Origin of the sequence: Halomonas sp. TG39a (genome assembly GCF_000744395.1) — a bacterium.
Classification (GTDB): Bacteria; Pseudomonadota; Gammaproteobacteria; order Pseudomonadales; family Halomonadaceae; genus Vreelandella; species Vreelandella ventosae_B.
On record NZ_JQLV01000002.1, the window covers coordinates 729,348 to 745,872 of the forward strand.

Below are 16,525 nucleotides of genomic sequence, written 5' to 3' on the forward strand. Positions count from 1 at the left end.
TATAGTTAAAAAGTGCTATCGACAGCCATAAAAAAACTCCGAGCACTTGCCCGGAGTTCTTGGTTTTTCCTATGCGACTAGCGCTACACAAGCATGGCGTCTAGCGCACAATCATTACCGACATTTTGGCATGGTGCACCACGTGCTCGGCATTGGGTCCGAGCACATAATCGACAAACTTACGCTTGGTATGGGAGGCCATAACGATCAGGTCGACATCCAGCTTTTTGCCTGCCTTAATAATCGCCTCCCAAGGTGAACCATCCACAATGACACTTTGCACCTGAATGTCGTCGGGGACATTCGCCTTGATAAAGTCATGAAGCGCAGCTGTGATAGCCTCATGCGCTTTTTTGGCGAAGTCCTTGGGGAAATAGGAGCCCACCATGGGCATGCGATAGTCCGGCAGTACCGTCACCACATGCAGCGAGGCACCGAACGTCCGACATAGCATCAGGGCGGTGGGCAGCGCCTTCGACCAGGAAGCTTCCTCGTTTAGGTCCACCGGCAACATGATCTTGCTGTACATGGCCTTCTCCTTCATGCGGTGGCAGCGGCTGACGTGTTCTCACGACGGCGGCGCTGCATCAAAACAATCAACCCAAAGACCAGGAAGGCAGGAATCCACATTAGCTCTTTCGTCCAGCGGTCAACGGGGGCCAGTACCTCAATGATTTCTTGATCGAAGTCGAAACCAAGTTCTGCCGCTTGGCTTCCGTAGGTCACCATATCCACGGTTGCCGTGCCGTCTTCAATAAACAGCTCCATGCCCAGATTATCGAGCCGCTCCTGCCCCGTTTCACCTTCCGGCACCGGTAGCGTCATATAGGTGGTCATGGGGTCGCCATAGTCATCGAGACCGGCAATCTGCAAGCGCAGGGTGGAGTCTTCGTCGACATCGCCCAGCGCTTCGACGAACTGCGCGGGGGGTATCGATTCATAGGGATCATGGATCATGTCCATCCAGAAACCGGGCCGGAACAGCGTGAACGCAATCAGCAGCAACACGACAGACTCATACCAGCGGTTGCGGGTAATCATGAAGCCCTGGGTCGCCGCGGCGAAGATCAGCATGGCGATGGTCGACACCACAAAGATCAGTACCCCCTGCAGGAAGGTCACATCGATGAGCAGCAGGTCGGTATTAAAGATGAACAAAAACGGTAGCGCCGCGGTGCGCAGGCTGTAATAGAACGCCTGGAAGCCGGTTCGAATGGGATCGCCACCCGATACTGCCGCCGCCGCAAAGGACGCCAGCCCCACCGGCGGCGTAACGTCGGCCATGATACCGAAGTAGAACACGAACAGGTGTACCGCAATCAACGGCACCAACAAGCCATTTTGAGCGCCCAAGCTGACAATAACCGGCGCCAACAGCGCCGATACGACGATGTAGTTAGCCGTCGTTGGCAGCCCCATGCCGAGAATCAAACTAAGTACGGCGGTAAGCAACAAGATCAGCATCAAGTTACCCATGGCAAGCGTTTCCACCACCTCGGCCAGTACCAGCCCTACCCCGGTCTGCGATACGGCACCAACGATAATGCCGGCGGTGGCCGTGGCGATGCCGATACCTATCATATTGCGGGCACCGGTGACCAAGCCACTCCACAGATCCAGAGCGCCTTCGCGCAGATCCGCACGCATATCGCTGCGACCCCGAAAAATCGACGTAATAGGGCGCTGGGTAAGAATGATAAAGATCATAAACACCGTGGCCCAAAAGGCCGACAGCCCAGGCGACAAACGCTCAACCATCAGACACCAGACCAACACAATGACCGGCAGGATGTACTGCAGGCCCACTAACACCGTTGGCTTGGTTTGCGGCAGCGAAAAGATCGGCTCGTTAGGATCATCGAGTTCGAGTTCGGGGTAACCTGCCGCCAGTTTAAGCAAGGCGATATAGATAAACGTAAGCCCAACCGCCACTATCCAGGGTGTCGCATCGCCCAGCACCGGCTTGAGCCAGCCAAGACCGTAATAGACCGCCAGGGCGGTGCCCATCATAAGTAGCAAGCCACCGAGAAAGCCGATAACTTTATTGACCAGCGGCTTAGGTGGATTGCTGCTTTTAAGCCCCTGCATATTGGCCTTTAGGGCTTCCAGGTGAACGATATAGACCAGCGCAATATAAGAAATCAGCGCGGGCAGAAAGGCATGTTTGATGACCTCAACATAAGAGATACCGACATACTCGACCATCAGGAAAGCGGCCGCCCCCATCACCGGGGGCATAATCTGTCCGTTGACCGATGACGCCACTTCGACAGCACCCGCCTTTTCGGCTGAGAACCCAACGCGCTTCATCATCGGCACCGTAAAGGTACCGGTGGTGACCACATTGGCGATCGAAGAACCAGAAATCAGCCCGGTCATGGCCGAAGCTACCACGGCGGCCTTCGCTGGCCCACCGCGGTAGTGGCCGAGCAGCGAGAACGCTACCTTGATAAAGTAGTTGCCAGCACCCGCCTTATCGAGCAAGGCACCGAACAGTACAAACAGAAACACAAAGCTGGTTGAGACCCCCAGGGCAATACCGAAGACCCCCTGCGTCGTCAACCACTGATGATTGATCAAGCCGAAGAGACTTACCCCACCATGGGAAAGAATACCCGGCATCCAAGGGCCGGCCAGGCTATAGATAAGAAAAACCGACGCCACGATCATTAACGGCGGGCCAAGCGCTCGGCGGGTCGCCTCAAGCAGCAGCAGTATTCCGGCGATGCCAATAATAACGTCCTGCAGTATGGGTGCACCGGGACGCTGGGATAACTGCTCATAAAACATAAACATGTAAGCGCCACAAAAGGCCGCCGCCGCTGCAAGCACCCAATCCTGAATCGGAACACGGTCGCGAGGCGAGCGCTTGAGTGCCGGATAGGCCATATACGCCAGAAACAGCGCAAAGGCTAAGTGAATAGAGCGGGCTTCCGTGGCATTAAAGACGCCAAACCCTAGAATGAAGGGCACTGGGGAAGCGATCCACAATTGAAAAAGAGACCACGCTGCCGCAATGCTCACCAAGAGCTTGCCGGGCATGCCGGCTGGTTTACGGGCTCCCGTGTCACTGGAGGCGACCATATCCTCCAAGTCTACTCCGGCTCCCGAAGGCCCGTGCTTATCGTCTTTCATATGCCTGCCCTTCTCCGAGTCGATTGACGCTTAATTGCCATACCGAAATGCCCCATCAACATTCAAAACCAAAATGCGCGGCACCCTCGGGTAACCGCGCATTCCTTACCAAGGTAGCAATACCTCAGGCTGCAGGATTATTCGATCCAGCCTTGTTCACGGTAATAACGCGCCGCGCCTTCATGCAACGGTGCGGAAAGCCCTTCAGACACCATCTCTTCCGGATCAAGATTCTCGAAGGCCGGATGCAGACGCTTGAAACGATCAAAGTTATCAAAAACTGCTTTGACGGTCTGGTAAATAACCTCTTCGTCAGCCTCAGCAGTGGTTACAAAGGTCGCTGCCACACCGAAGGTTTCAACATCGTCGTCATTACCGCGATACAGACCACCCGGAATGACCGATGTGGAGTAGTAAGGATATTCATCGACAATGCCCTGAATATCTTCGTCATTCAGCGGAATCAGGCGGGAATCAACGGTAGTGGTCGCTTCCTGAATAGAGCCATTGGGGTGGCCAACCACATACACCATGGCATCGACGTTGTTATCGGAGAGTGCTGCAGCTTGCTCGGCAGCATCAAGCTGAGATGCCAGAGAGAAGGTATCTTCGGTCCAGCCCTTGGCATCCATCACCACTTCCATGGTGTTGCGCTGGCCTGAGCCTGGATTACCAATATTGACGCGTTTGCCTTCCAAATCATCAAGGGTCTCGATGCCTGAATCAGCACGCGCTAGCAGGGTCAAAGGCTCACCGTGTACGCGGAATACAGCCCGCAAATCTTCGTAGGGTTCACCTTCGAAATTACCAGTGCCATTGTAGGCTTGATACTGAACATCGGACTGCGCAACACCCATATCCAACTCGCCGGACTTGATGCCATTGATGTTGGCAACAGAACCACCAGTGGAAGGTGCATTACACTTAATATCTGCGTCTTCAAGACGATTCACCAAACGACAGATCGACTGGCCGACCACGTAATACACACCTGTTTGGCCACCGGTGCCGATGGTGATGAATTGCTCATCATCCTGGGCCATTGCCGGTGAGGCGAAAGCAGCGGCGGCAAGTAGCGCACCGGAGAAGGCTGTAGTGGAAAATACATGGCGTTTCATGAACACACCTCTTTATATTGATGTTATGAGCATATTTGATGTTATGGGCATCTTGCGCGTTGGTCTCACCTGATGAACCGTTCCCTCAGGTGGTCTTGCTCCAAACGTTTTTCAAGACAGCCTATTTTTAAGGCGATCTTTTTTTAAGACAATTTGTTTTTAAGACAAACCGTTACAGGCGTCCCTTTGGCAACCTGCTAACACTACTTTAGCGAAAAAAACCTGATTAGCGAAATGTAATACGCTAAAAAATGCGCTTCGCTGATATCTAATACTCAGTGTAGCGGTCTTCATCGTTTAGGGAGCGTTAATTGCGATGCCGCCTTTGCATAGGCTAATCGACACCAATCAAACGTTATAGCCCAACACGCTGGGCAGCCACAGCGCGATGGCGGGGAAAATGGCCACCAGCGCCAGGGCACAGCCCATAGCAACAACAAACAGCAGCGCCCAGCCGAGGGTTTGTTCCAAACGAATTTTGGCCACTTCGGTGGTCACCATCAAATTGACCGCTACCGGCGGGGTAAATTGACCAATGGCAATATTCATTGCCAATAGAATCCCAAACCACACTGGGTTCCACTCAAAGTGCTGCATCACAGGGATCAAAATCGGCATCATAATCAGATAAATCGAGATCGCATCCAGCAGCATCCCGGCGACCAGCACCGCCAACATCACCAGAATCAGCAGCAGCACGCCGTTATCGGTCAGGCTGATAATCCACTCGGCCAGGTGGCGGAAGGTGCCCAGCATGGTGCCCGCCCAGGCGAAAATACCTGCCAGCGCGATAATCAGCATCACCACGCCGGAGATGATCGCCGCCTCCCCCAGCAACTCCCATAAATCGCGCAACGACAGCTCTCGGGTAAGAAAAAGCCCGACAATCGCGCCATAAGCGACAGCCACCACTGCGGCTTCGGTGGGTGTAAACAACCCTGAACGCAAACCGCCCAAGATCAGCACGGGGGCAAACAGCGCCGGAATTGCCTGTTTAAAGGTGGTGCGTACGCTTAGCCGTTCGGCGCCCTCCACCGGCGTACCGCCCTCCCAGCCGTAGCGTTTGGAAACGATCATGGCAGGCACCAGCAGCGCCAGCCCAGCCAAAATGCCGGGAAATAATCCCGCTGCGAAAAGGGCGCGCAAATCGACACCCGGTACCACAATCGAGTAGAGAATCAGCGCCACTGAAGGGGGAATCAGAATAGCGGTAGACGCCGAGGCGGCAATCAGCGTGGCCGAAAACGGCTTGGGATAACCCGCTTTGGTCATGCTCGGCAGCATTACCATCGCGACGGCCGCCGCGTCCGCGGGGCCTGAGCCACTCATGCCGCCCATAATCATGCACACCAGCACGGCGACCAGCGCCAAACCACCATGGCGCGGGCCAATCAACGCCTGGGCAAAACGCACCAAGCGCAGCGCCACACCGGAGCGCTCAAAGATAAGCCCGGTTAAAATAAATAGCGGAATAGCAATCAAGGGGTACTTGGCGATGCTGTTATAGGTGTTGGTGCCCATCGTCGCCAGCATATCCGGCGACAACCCCAGCACGATGCCCACCGCTCCGGAAAGCGCCAATGAAAACGCCACAGGCACACCCGCAATCAGCAAGCCCGCAAAGGCCAGAATCATCCATATATCAGGGCTCATCAGTGAGCCTCCCCGTCAAACGATCAGCGGTTTGCTGGAACAGGCGCCAGAACATGGCCGCGGAAAGCACCGGTAGCCAGACTAAATACCACCACTGGGGCAGCCCAAGCCCTGGCGAAAGCGACTCCCACTGATACTCTTGCCAGGCTAACTTGCCGCCGTACCAAGTGATCAAGCCCAGTACGGTGGCGCCGCAGAGCGCTTGAAAAAGAATCAGAGCACGACGGTACTTAGCGGGCAAGGCGCGTTCCAGAAAGCCAATGCGAATATGCCGGTTGCGCCGCAACGCCACGGAAGCGCCCGCAAAGGTAAGTACCACGAGCAGAAATACGGAAAACTCTTCAGTGAACGAAAAAGAGCCGCCGGTTAAGTAGCGTGTAATGACATTACCCAAACTTATCAATGAGATAATGATTAACGCCAGCGCACCCAGCCAACGTTCGGGGCGCGCATCAGGAAAGCCTTTCATGGCAGCCTCACAGCAAAAAAACTCCCGGCCCTAAGGGCCGAGAGTGACAACATCAAAAGGTAATTAGCGGGCGTCGATAGCGGCTTGTGCCGCTTCTACCACTTCTTCACCAATTCGCGGCGCCCATTTTTCATAGACAGTCTGTGTGGCCTCAACAAACGCCTGGTACTGCTCGTCAGAAAGCTCGGTCACCGTCACGCCGCGCTCCTGGATGGCTGCTAGACGCTCGCTCTCCTCTTCACGGGTCATGGCGATTTCCCACTCACCGGCTTCTTGAGCGGTTTCGCGCAGCATGGTTTGCTGCTCTTCACTCAATGTTTGCCAGACCTGCTGGTTGACCGCGAAAATCAGCGGATCATTCATGTAGTTCCAGAGCGTTAGATGCTCTTGACCGACTTGGTCGATACGCGCCACATCAAACACCGAAAGCGGGTTTTCCTGACCGTCTACCGCGCCAGTCGTCAGCGCGGGCTGCGCATCCGTCCAGCTCATTTGCGTCGGGTCAGCACCGAGTGCCGAGAAGGTGTCCTGGAACAGCGGCGAGCCAACAACGCGAATTTTCAGGCCATCCAGATCATCTGGCTGACTAATCGGACCACGTGAGTTTGAGACCTGACGAAAGCCATTTTCCCCCCACGCCAGCGGAATAACACCGCGGGATTCAATCGCCTCAAAGACCAACTCCCCCGCTTCCCCACCAGTGACCGCATCCACGGCGGCTTCATCGGGAATAAAGAATGGCAAAGAGAACAGATTAAGTTCCGGCACCTGGGGCGACCAGTTGATGGTCGAGCCTACTGCGGCGTCGATCAACCCCGAGCGCATAGCGGAAAATTCTCGGGTCTGATCGCCAGAGACCAGTTGAGAGTTGGGATAAACCCGTAGCGTGAGTTCACCTCCGCTACGCTCTTCCACCAGTTCGGCCCACTTCTCCGCCGCCTGCCCCCAAGGGAAAGCGTCAGACAGAACGGTGGAAACCGAAAGTTCGCGAGCCTGTGCAGAAAGAGAGGCGGAAAGCAGTGCCGCACCGGCCAAGCCAGCGGTAAAACGAGCTATTGAGCGTGTCAGCGTCATGGTAGATCCTTTTTTTAGCTATTTTTATGAAGTACGTTTTATGAAGTACGTTTTCTGATGTGCGCAGCTAGCAGCTAACAGTTGCCAGGCTTTTTGCAGAAGCCCCACTTATTGTATGCACTTAGCGCACGAAAGAAACACGCCTAAAGTTGGCACGCTGCAGTACTCGCCCTTGATACCAGGGTGTAGGGCAAGATCAGATTATTGACTTTTCGCCCTTCCAGCACCTCAATCAACATCGCGACCGCTTCACGTCCGAAGGTTTCCGCCGGTTGAGCGATAGTGGTCAACGGCGGGTCGCTATAGGAAGCAAACGCAATATCGTCAAAACCTGCCACCGACATATCCTCCGGCACGCGTAGTCCTGCTTCTTTGATACGGCTCATGGCACCTATCGCCATCTCATCACTTTCACAAAAAATGGCAGTGGGCCGCTCCGTTAACGCGATAAGCGTTTCAGCCGCCTGATAGCCTGCCAGAGGGGTGAAATCGCCAGGGCACAGCAAGCACTCATCCAACGCAATACCCGCCGCGCTCAACGCATCCTGATAGCCCAGTTGGCGGTCACGGGTTAACGGGCTGCGCCGCGGACCTTTAATCATGCCAATTCGCCGATGCCCCAGGGCAATTAAGTGCTCGGTGGCCTCGCGGGCCGCCGCGCGGTTATCCAGTTTGACGGTAGGACATGGCGCATCGTCCAGCACCTCACAGGCATTGATCATTGGCAATGCTGCCCCGGCGGGAAAGGCATTGGCAGAAAAAGGGTTGAAAGCGCGCAGCTGGATCACACCATCCGCCTGGCGCGTCGTCACTAAGCTGGCGTATTGGGTTTCCATCGCCTCATCGCCCAGCGTATTACACAGCAGTACACCGTACCCGCGTGCTTGGGCAGCTTCCTGGATGCCGCTGATGACCCGCGCAAAGAAGGTGTTGGCAATGGTGGGTACCAACACCACCAAATTATAAGTGCGTTGGGAACGAAACTGTACCGCCATCAAGTTAGGCTTATAACCCGCTTGATCAACCGCCTTGAGCACTTTTTCACGGGTGACGGGGGAGACGATATCCGGCGACTTCAACGCCCGCGACACTGTCGCTACCGACACCCCCGCCAACTCGGCGACCTTACGTATATTGGTCATGGACTCTCTTAACGTTATTTAATCGCCGTTAGCAGATGATTGCGCGGCATTATTTATCTCAGCTTAACGCATCCCAGCGTTAAACTCAGCGCGCTATTTAACGACACCTTCTTCAACACCGATAGACCTTTGTCGCATTGACGCTCACAGCGTGGCGGCCTAACTTCCACTTAAATGTAACCGGTTACATACTGGTTTTAATAACCATTTTAATAGCCGTGAATATCAACAAATACAGCTTTCTTAAAACAGGAGCCTACCTATGCCGCGACCCAAGCAGTCACGTATCCGTATCGGCATGATCGGCGGTGGACAAGGGGCGTTTATTGGCCAAGTTCACCGTTTGGCCGCCCGTCTCGACGACACCTGCGAGCTGGTATGCGGCGCCTTTAGCCGCTCATCAGGTAACAACCAACTCACTGGCGAACAGTGTTATCTACCCGACGAGCGTGTTTACGCCGACTGGCAGCAGTTACTGGCAAGCGAGCAGCAGCTTCCCGCAGAAGAGCGCATGCAGTTATTGGTGATCGCCACGCCTAACCACCTTCACGTGCCGATCGCTGAAGCGACGATACAGGCAGGCTTTCACGTGTTCTGCGAAAAGCCAGCAGGTGTGTCATTACGCGAAGCCCAGCGCTTAGCAGAAAGCTGGCAATCCAGCGGCTGCCTCTATGGCCTGGCACATACCTACTTAGGCTACCCCATGGTATGGCAAGCCAAGGAAATGGTCAGCGATGGGCAACTAGGTAGCATTCGCAAAATTCATGTTGAGTACCCCCAGGGCTGGCTAGGTGAACGTTTAGAACAGCAGGGTAATAAGCAGGCCGCCTGGCGCACCGACCCGACACTCGCAGGCATCAGCGGTTGCATGGCCGATATTGGCACCCACGCTTTTGGCCTCGCCGAGTTTATCTCTGGGCATCGGGTTAGTGAGCTGTGTGCCTCACTTAGCAGCCACGCCGAGGGCCGCCAGTTGGATGATGATGGCGATGTGCTGCTGCGCACCGACCAAGGCGCCAGCGGCACCCTGATAGCCAGCCAAGTCTGTAGCGGTGAAGAAAACGCACTCAAAATACGCATTTACGGCGATAAAGGCGCGCTGGAGTGGCACCAAATGGCGCCCAACAGCCTGCTCTACCGCCCGCTACAAGCACCGATGCGCACCCTCCGTGCGGGCATCGACCAACCCGACCTTTTCCCCAGCGCAATGCAGCGCCTACGCCTACCTGGCGGCCACCCCGAAGGCTACCTGGAAGCACTTGGCAACCTTTACCGCGACTTTGCCCAGGCGATTCATCAGGGCCAGCACGGGGACGTTGATGGCGTTCCCGGCATGGCATCCGGACTTCGCGGCATGGCGTTTATCGAGGCAGTCACCACCAGCGCCCAAAGCGAACAAAAATGGACACCGCTGCCCGCTACTCAACTACCAGGAGCCTAATCATGCCCAACACTCACAAAGGCATCCGCGGGCCCGCCATTTTCCTGGCCCAATTTATCGGTGATGAAGCGCCTTTCGATAGCCTCGACGGAATCGCCCGCTGGGCGGCCGAACAGGGTTATCACGCCATTCAGCTGCCCACCGTGGATAGTCGTTTTATCGACCTACGCAAAGCGGCTGAAAGCCAAGCTTACTGCGATGAGCTAAATGCCCGCTGTGAAAAGGCCGGTGTAGTGATCAGTGAACTCTCTACCCACTTACAGGGCCAACTGGTCGCCGTGCATCCCGCCTGTGACGACTTATTTGATGATTTCGCCCCCGCCGAGCTGCACGGCAACCCCCAAGCGCGCACCGAATGGGCTATTGAGCAGTTGATACTGGCTGCCAAAGCGAGCCAGCGGTTGGGGTTAACCGCCCATGCTACGTTTTCCGGCGCGCTACTTTGGCCCTTTGTTTACCCCTGGCCCCAGCGCCCAGAAGGGTTAGTTGAAGAAGGCTTCAGCGAACTGGCCCGCCGGTGGCGGCCGATCCTGGAGGCCTTTGACGAAGCTGGCGTTGACCTGTGCTTTGAAATACATCCTGGCGAGGATCTTCACGACGGTGCGTCTTTCGAGCGGTTCCTGGCGGCAGTGGACAACCATCCACGGGCGAAAATTCTTTTTGACCCCAGCCACTTGCTACTCCAGCAGCTCGATTATCTCGATTTTATTGATCGCTACCATGAGCGTATCGGCATGTTCCACGTTAAAGACGCCGAATTTAACCCCAATGGCCGCAGCGGCGTTTATGGCGGCTACCAAGGCTGGGTAGAGCGCCCTGGGCGCTTCCGTTCATTAGGCGATGGGCAGATTGATTTCAGCGGTATTTTTAGCCGCCTGACGCAGTACGGATTTGATGGCTGGGCGGTGCTTGAGTGGGAGTGCTGTATTAAGGACGCCGCCCAAGGCGCCGCAGAGGGCGCGTCTTTCATCCAGGCGCACCTGATTCAACCTGCCGGTCGCGCCTTTGACGATTTCGCTGGCGTCACCGCCAGCCCTTCTCGCAACCGACGAATTCTCGGTCTTCCTCCACACCGCTAATTGATTGTTTTAAATCAAGACAGCAATCACGACCACAACCACAACAAAGGATCACGTCATGGCTATGATACGCACACGACTCAGTATCATGATGTTTTTGCAGTTCTTTATCTGGGGCGGCTGGTTTGTCACCTTGGGCACCTTCCTGGCCAATAACCTGAGCGCCAGCGGTGGCCAAATTGGCATGGCCTTCTCCACCCAATCCTGGGGCGCGATTATCGCCCCCTTTATTATCGGCTTAATCGCTGACCGATATTTTAATGCTGAACGCATTCTCGCGGTGCTGCATCTAGCAGGCGCAGCGCTGATGTACGGCCTCTATGTGGCCAGCGATTTCAGCACCTTTTACCCGCTAGTGCTGATGTACATGATTGTCTATATGCCCACCTTGGCGCTGGTCAACTCGGTCTCTTTCCGCCAAATGAGCGACCCTGGCCAAGAGTTCGCTAAAATCCGCGTGTGGGGAACCATTGGCTGGATTATCGCCGGTCTGGGTATCAGCTACTTATTCGCCTGGGACTCATCACAAGGCATTGCCGACGGCATGCTGCGTAACACCTTCTTGATGTGCGCTATCGCCTCTTTAGCCCTTGGCCTGTATAGCTTTAGCCTACCCGCGACACGGCCTAAAGCAGACGGCCCGGTCGGCTTAAAAGAAGTGCTAGGGCTCGATGCGCTCGCCCTGCTGAAAGACCGTAACTACGCCATCTTCTTTATTGCCTCGATCTTGATCTGCATTCCGTTGGCCTTTTATTACCAAAACGCTAACCCCTTCCTGGCCGAAATCGGCGTTACTAATCCTACCGGCAAAATGACCTTGGGCCAGGTATCAGAAGTGCTGTTTATGCTGCTGCTACCGGTCTTTATTCATCGCTTTGGTATCAAGAAAACCTTATTGATCGGCATGCTGGCCTGGGCGCTGCGCTACGCGCTGTTTGCGTTCGGTAACGCCGACGAAATGGTGTTTATGCTCTTGATCGGTATTGCCCTGCATGGCGTGTGCTACGACTTCTTCTTCGTGACCGGGCAGATCTACACCGATGCCCGCGCGGGCGATAAATTCAAAAGCTCAGCCCAAGGCATGATCACGCTGGCCACTTACGGGGTAGGCATGCTAATAGGCTTCTGGGTAGCCGGTCAGATTACCGACCATTTCTCCACCAACGGCGCGCACGACTGGCAAGGCATCTGGATGTTCCCAGCGGTGTTTGCTATCGCGGTACTGGCGCTGTTCTTCCTCACTTTTAAAGACGATAAAAGCGTAACGGCTAAGTCTGAACTGTAAGGGTCTAGAACATGAGACATGCCGGGCGCTTTGGCAGCGCCCGGCTAACTATTTTATAAACTTTTAAAGTACTTAATGGGCACATCGTCTCAGTCATGAAGCCTTATTGGTCACAGGCTAAAAAGCCCCGATATTGCGCCTACGACAACTTCAACAATAGTCATGATGCCTTCAGCTACCGACATGACGATCTCTAGCAGCACCTCTAAAACTCCCTCACTGCTGACAATCACGGGTGTTGAGATACCAGTGAGAGCAATCCCCATCGCGCCAAGCGCCACCACTTCAAACCCCATGATCACTATATAAAGTAGCGCCCCGATTAACGCACTTGCACAAACTGAGTTTAGCGTCTTGATCTTCAATGATCTTTGTTTTCTAGCCGCCACTCCTTTGCCTCCTGACAATAGAATTAAACTCACCTAAATGAATGGCATAGCCGAAATCTAAAACTGTCCGAGCAAATAAAGCGCCAACACAATCAACGCTAGCAAACCCACTACTGCACACCAAGCGCCGTCAGCTCGACTCCTATGCTCATCGAGATATATCACTTTAGAAGCCGAAGGATATTTTCCCAAAGTAACTAGCTTGCAGATTGGCCAGCCAACCCAGTAACAAATTGTTCTGAAGAATATCTCTGCCAGTATGTAACCTATTCCCCTAAAAAACCCCCTGCCTATCTCTTCAAAAAAGCCGTCCATAAAATCCCTTTTTGGTTAAATGTAACAAGGTTGTAGAGCAAACGCATAATGCACGTAAGTCAGCGCTTGCCGTGTTTTCTACCATATTTCGATAGTCGGGTTAAACTGCCCTGGCTTACCGGAATGACTTGTACGCATATGGATTTTGGATGGGACAAAGCTATTCCCCTTATATTCCGGCTCGGCATTTAAGTTGTCTATGAGCCCCTCTTCAACAAACCTGATCAATGTGCCAATAATTTGTGTTTGAATATCTCGTGTTTCAGGTGGCACATAAACCGTGTTCTGTGGAGCTTCTGGGCCACCAAGCTCTGCGGGAAACAATAGAATGGGCACGAGTCTACCTTCTTCCACTAGCCTTATTGCCTTCTCTTTCGAATCAATGTCCGTAAAGTTATGTGGATTTTCAGCAAACGCCATGGCAGCTCCCAGAAGGCTAAATAATAGAATTATAAATTGCTTCATTGAAGTTTCTCACTTTAGATGTAACGCCATTACCGGTGATAAAACGGTAGCGAAGCGGAGATTGCGCATTGGTTGCTTGGCCTGTTTATAATCCAATGTACCTAAAGGCCACATCAGCTTCACTATAATCTCGAATCGACTGAGGGCTAGAAATACGATTTCCGACTGAGATGAAGTTGTACCCCAGAGTTTCAGATGCTTTCTGATCCCAGGGGCCGTCTCCAAAATAGGTTATAGCGTCGTAATGACCGTTACCCACGCGCCTTTCTGCCAATCGCATAATCTCTATCCTGCGAAAGTGATCCGAAGACGAAGCCAGTGGTATAGACGGAAAGCAGATACCTGCAGCTTCAAGCTTCATCCTCGCGGATTCACTCCAGCCACCAGTAGCAAATGCTAACGCAACATCCTGACGTGCAACGAGCTGCGATATAAACTCATAAGCTCCAAAGATAGGGAATACATCATGACACGAGATGTAATCCGCTACTCGACTCACGAACCGCGCCTTCACTTCCGTTGTGATTCGCTCGCTGTCACTTTGAAGATGCAGTTCTTCAATCACCTCAGTGAGAATTCCAGCATCGGTCACATGATTATAACGGCTCCAATCAGGGCCAATGGTCACACCCAATATATCCTTGGTTGCTGCTTGAAAGCATTCTGTATCGAAATCGTATGACTCGACTAGCGTTCCGTCTATGTCGAATAAGACTAGGTGCACAACCGCCCCCTTGGCTTATAAAAGTAATTATACCGCGCATCTAATTATTGAATGATGGAGAAAAATTAATTTTACCTAATAATATTGTATGGAAAAGCAACGTACAAAGCACTAACCCATGATGAAAAAAGTTCAAGGCCTGCCTGCCAACTAGTGACGACACCTATAACGCAAAAAAGCCCAGCCTCCGATACTGTCTAGCATCAGAAGACTGGGCTTGCTTGCTTAGGGTGCTTATAAGCGCTCTGCTATAACTCTCTCACCCATATATTGCGAAAGCTAACGTCAGCATCGTGATCCTGCAGGTAAATGGGCGCACAGCCATGGGCTTCTTCGTAATTGGGCTCTCCAATCCATTCGGTGGTGCCTTGCACTTCAACGTGGTGCTGAACCACTACGCCGTTATGCAAAACAGTGATGTAGGCAGGGCTTTCAAGGGCGCCCTCATCATCAAAGCGTGGCGCGGTGTAGAGAATGTTATAGCTCTGCCACTCCCCCGGCGGGCGCGATGCGTTAACCAGCGGGATATGCTGTTTATAGATGGAAGCCGCCTGGCCGTTGGGATAGGTCGGGTTGTCGTAGGAGTCCAGCACTTGGACTTCATAGCGCTCCTGTAGAAAGACGCCGCTATTACCTCGATCCTGCCCATCCATACCATCAATATCGGACGGCGCTCGCCACTCCAAGTAGAGCTGCACATCACAGAAATCCTTGCGTGTACGAATGCCTCCCGCACCGCGATTTACCGTCATGGCGCCATCTTCCAAGTGCCACTCGGCTGCCCCGCCTTCTTCGTTTTCCCACTCATCTAAGTCGGTGCCATCGAACAGGACGATCGCATCGGATGGTGCGTCGGTTTCGGGTACCGAAACCGTAGTGGGTACTGGTTCCCACACTTCGGTTTTGGCAGCCTGTTGTGGAGGACTCAGTTCATCTTCAATTGAGCCCTCATTTGCTAATAGCGGGGCTGCTATCAGACCACTACAGGCCGTAAAAAATAGCTGTGTTGGTAAGCGCATATAGGTTTTCCTCATCTGTTAAAAAAAGCAAAAATTATTAAAATAAATATTTAAAACGCATTCTTCCGCCATAGCGATCTGCATCATCTAGATCATCAATTTGGTAATGATCAATACGGCCAAAGTAGGCACCAAGGTAAATACTCAAATTTTCAATATTCAGCACATCTGAGAAATGATAAGAGGTATAAAGCGTGTCGATGTTATAGCGACCAGGCATGCTAAAAACCACCTCTTCGTCGTTAATCGGTTTAACATCGTCAATTTCATTGCGTGCATGTATATAGCCAACGCCGAAACCTCGCCACAACGCGTTAAAACCCAAGGTTAGATTTGTTTCTTCATAAGCGTCCAAATAAGCTAGGTTTGTGTTCAATTGCCAGTCGCCTTGGTTATACGACAGCCGCGTCCCATAGCCTGTGCGGTTACTAATATCGGCACCACGTTCATCGACCACAGCATCACTCACCAGATTAGCTTCAAGGCCTGCAGCCAGTGTCCAGGGGCCTGGAGACCAAGCAACAACTGGGCGCACAATAAACGAGTCTTTGACTTGTCCATCAGGATCAATGCGATAGCCATGATAAGTATCTGTATCGAACAGATCTGTACGGTCTCCGAATAGCGTTGAAACCTCGCCGTAAAGATTACCACTGCGCTTGCTAACCATCACTTGACCAGAGTCACCTCCTCTCCCACGTCCTTCCTTAGCTTGATACACATAGCCTTGACCATCGCGGTACAGGCTATCTGAGGTATCTCCACTGAAACCAACAAATACATCTTGACCTAAAGGGAATAGATCAAATGCTTCGAAGCGACCAATCTTAACTTCAAGCCCGTAGGAACTACCGATTGCTAACCATGCGTCATCGACACCAAAATCACCGTTAGTCTGAACCAGTGGCTGCACTTTAAAGCGCGCATAGTGGTTAGCAGGACTACTACGCTCGCCACTAATATCGAGCAATATACGACCGGTTTGGTCAAATTCATCACCTCGTTCAATATCCCCCTCAAAAAAAATAGGGCCTTCACCTGCATGGGTATTCTGCGCATTAATATCTAGTTCTACATCGCCTCCAAAGGTGAGTTTTTGCGATTCATCTTCATAAACAACTTGTGCAATACTGGAAGTGCTACTAAGAGTTGCAATGCTGACAATAAGAAAGCCTCTAAGAGGAAGCCTTTGAGACATCACGCTTTGCTCCTTTTAT

General features: G+C 53.0%; 15 protein-coding genes. 3 read left to right on the plus strand and 12 right to left on the minus strand.

The window, feature by feature from the left end; translation table 11 throughout:
- Positions 1-100: 100 nt before the first annotated feature.
- The 7 genes from U738_RS21470 to U738_RS21500 all read right to left on the minus strand — a co-directional run bounded on the left by U738_RS21470 (position 101) and on the right by U738_RS21500 (position 8,591).
- Positions 101-529: a universal stress protein gene (locus U738_RS21470; RefSeq protein ID WP_035585277.1), complete on the minus strand. Its 429-nt coding sequence runs from the start codon at positions 527-529 to the stop codon at positions 101-103.
- Between the two features lie 11 nt (positions 530-540).
- Positions 541-3,135, minus strand: a complete 2,595-nt coding sequence (locus tag U738_RS21475) for a TRAP transporter permease (protein ID WP_035585279.1) — start codon at positions 3,133-3,135, stop codon at positions 541-543.
- Positions 3,136-3,272: 137 nt separating this feature from the next.
- Positions 3,273-4,253, minus strand: a complete 981-nt coding sequence (locus U738_RS21480; protein WP_035585281.1) for a TAXI family TRAP transporter solute-binding subunit — start codon at positions 4,251-4,253, stop codon at positions 3,273-3,275.
- Between the two features lie 348 nt (positions 4,254-4,601).
- Positions 4,602-5,906, minus strand: a complete 1,305-nt coding sequence (locus tag U738_RS21485; protein WP_035585283.1) for a TRAP transporter large permease — start codon at positions 5,904-5,906, stop codon at positions 4,602-4,604.
- Complete coding sequence (locus U738_RS21490; protein WP_035585285.1) at positions 5,896-6,375, minus strand: TRAP transporter small permease; 480 nt, start codon at positions 6,373-6,375, stop codon at positions 5,896-5,898. The genes U738_RS21485 and U738_RS21490 overlap by 11 nt, the downstream gene beginning before the upstream one ends.
- Positions 6,376-6,438: 63 nt before the next feature.
- Entirely contained in the window at positions 6,439-7,449 is a 1,011-nt protein-coding gene (locus U738_RS21495) for a DctP family TRAP transporter solute-binding subunit (RefSeq protein ID WP_035585287.1), read from the minus strand.
- 143 nt (positions 7,450-7,592) lie between these two features.
- Complete coding sequence (locus U738_RS21500) at positions 7,593-8,591, minus strand: LacI family DNA-binding transcriptional regulator (RefSeq protein WP_035585289.1); 999 nt, start codon at positions 8,589-8,591, stop codon at positions 7,593-7,595.
- Positions 8,592-8,853: 262 nt separating this feature from the next.
- Between U738_RS21500 and U738_RS21505 the strand changes: the two genes are divergently transcribed.
- From U738_RS21505 to U738_RS21515, 3 genes are read left to right on the plus strand one after another with little or no spacing between them, the layout of a single operon-like run.
- Complete coding sequence (locus tag U738_RS21505; protein ID WP_035585291.1) at positions 8,854-10,032, plus strand: Gfo/Idh/MocA family protein; 1,179 nt, start codon at positions 8,854-8,856, stop codon at positions 10,030-10,032.
- 2 nt (positions 10,033-10,034) lie between these two features.
- Positions 10,035-11,111 carry a sugar phosphate isomerase/epimerase family protein gene (locus U738_RS21510; protein WP_035585293.1) on the plus strand — a complete coding sequence of 359 codons (1,077 nt, stop codon included), beginning with the start codon at positions 10,035-10,037 and terminating at the stop codon, positions 11,109-11,111.
- Positions 11,112-11,169: 58 nt separating this feature from the next.
- Positions 11,170-12,396, plus strand: coding sequence for a nucleoside permease (locus U738_RS21515; RefSeq protein ID WP_035585295.1), 1,227 nt, complete (start codon positions 11,170-11,172; stop codon positions 12,394-12,396).
- A 110-nt stretch (positions 12,397-12,506) separates the two neighbouring features.
- On the opposite strand, the gene U738_RS21520 is transcribed toward U738_RS21515, so the two are convergent.
- From U738_RS21520 to U738_RS21545, 5 genes are all read right to left on the minus strand, one after another.
- The gene (locus tag U738_RS21520) at positions 12,507-12,785 is read right to left on the minus strand and encodes a hypothetical protein (protein ID WP_035585297.1); all 279 of its coding nucleotides are present in this window, start codon (positions 12,783-12,785) and stop codon (positions 12,507-12,509) included.
- A 393-nt stretch (positions 12,786-13,178) separates the two neighbouring features.
- Positions 13,179-13,520, minus strand: coding sequence for a hypothetical protein (locus tag U738_RS21530; RefSeq protein ID WP_152561169.1), 342 nt, complete (start codon positions 13,518-13,520; stop codon positions 13,179-13,181).
- 130 nt (positions 13,521-13,650) lie between these two features.
- Positions 13,651-14,289, minus strand: coding sequence for an HAD family hydrolase (locus U738_RS21535; protein WP_035585303.1), 639 nt, complete (start codon positions 14,287-14,289; stop codon positions 13,651-13,653).
- A 248-nt stretch (positions 14,290-14,537) separates the two neighbouring features.
- The gene (locus U738_RS21540) at positions 14,538-15,308 is read right to left on the minus strand and encodes a 3-keto-disaccharide hydrolase (RefSeq protein WP_035585305.1); all 771 of its coding nucleotides are present in this window, start codon (positions 15,306-15,308) and stop codon (positions 14,538-14,540) included.
- Positions 15,309-15,345: 37 nt separating this feature from the next.
- Positions 15,346-16,506, minus strand: coding sequence for a carbohydrate porin (locus U738_RS21545; RefSeq protein WP_035585307.1), 1,161 nt, complete (start codon positions 16,504-16,506; stop codon positions 15,346-15,348).
- Positions 16,507-16,525 lie beyond the last annotated feature (19 nt).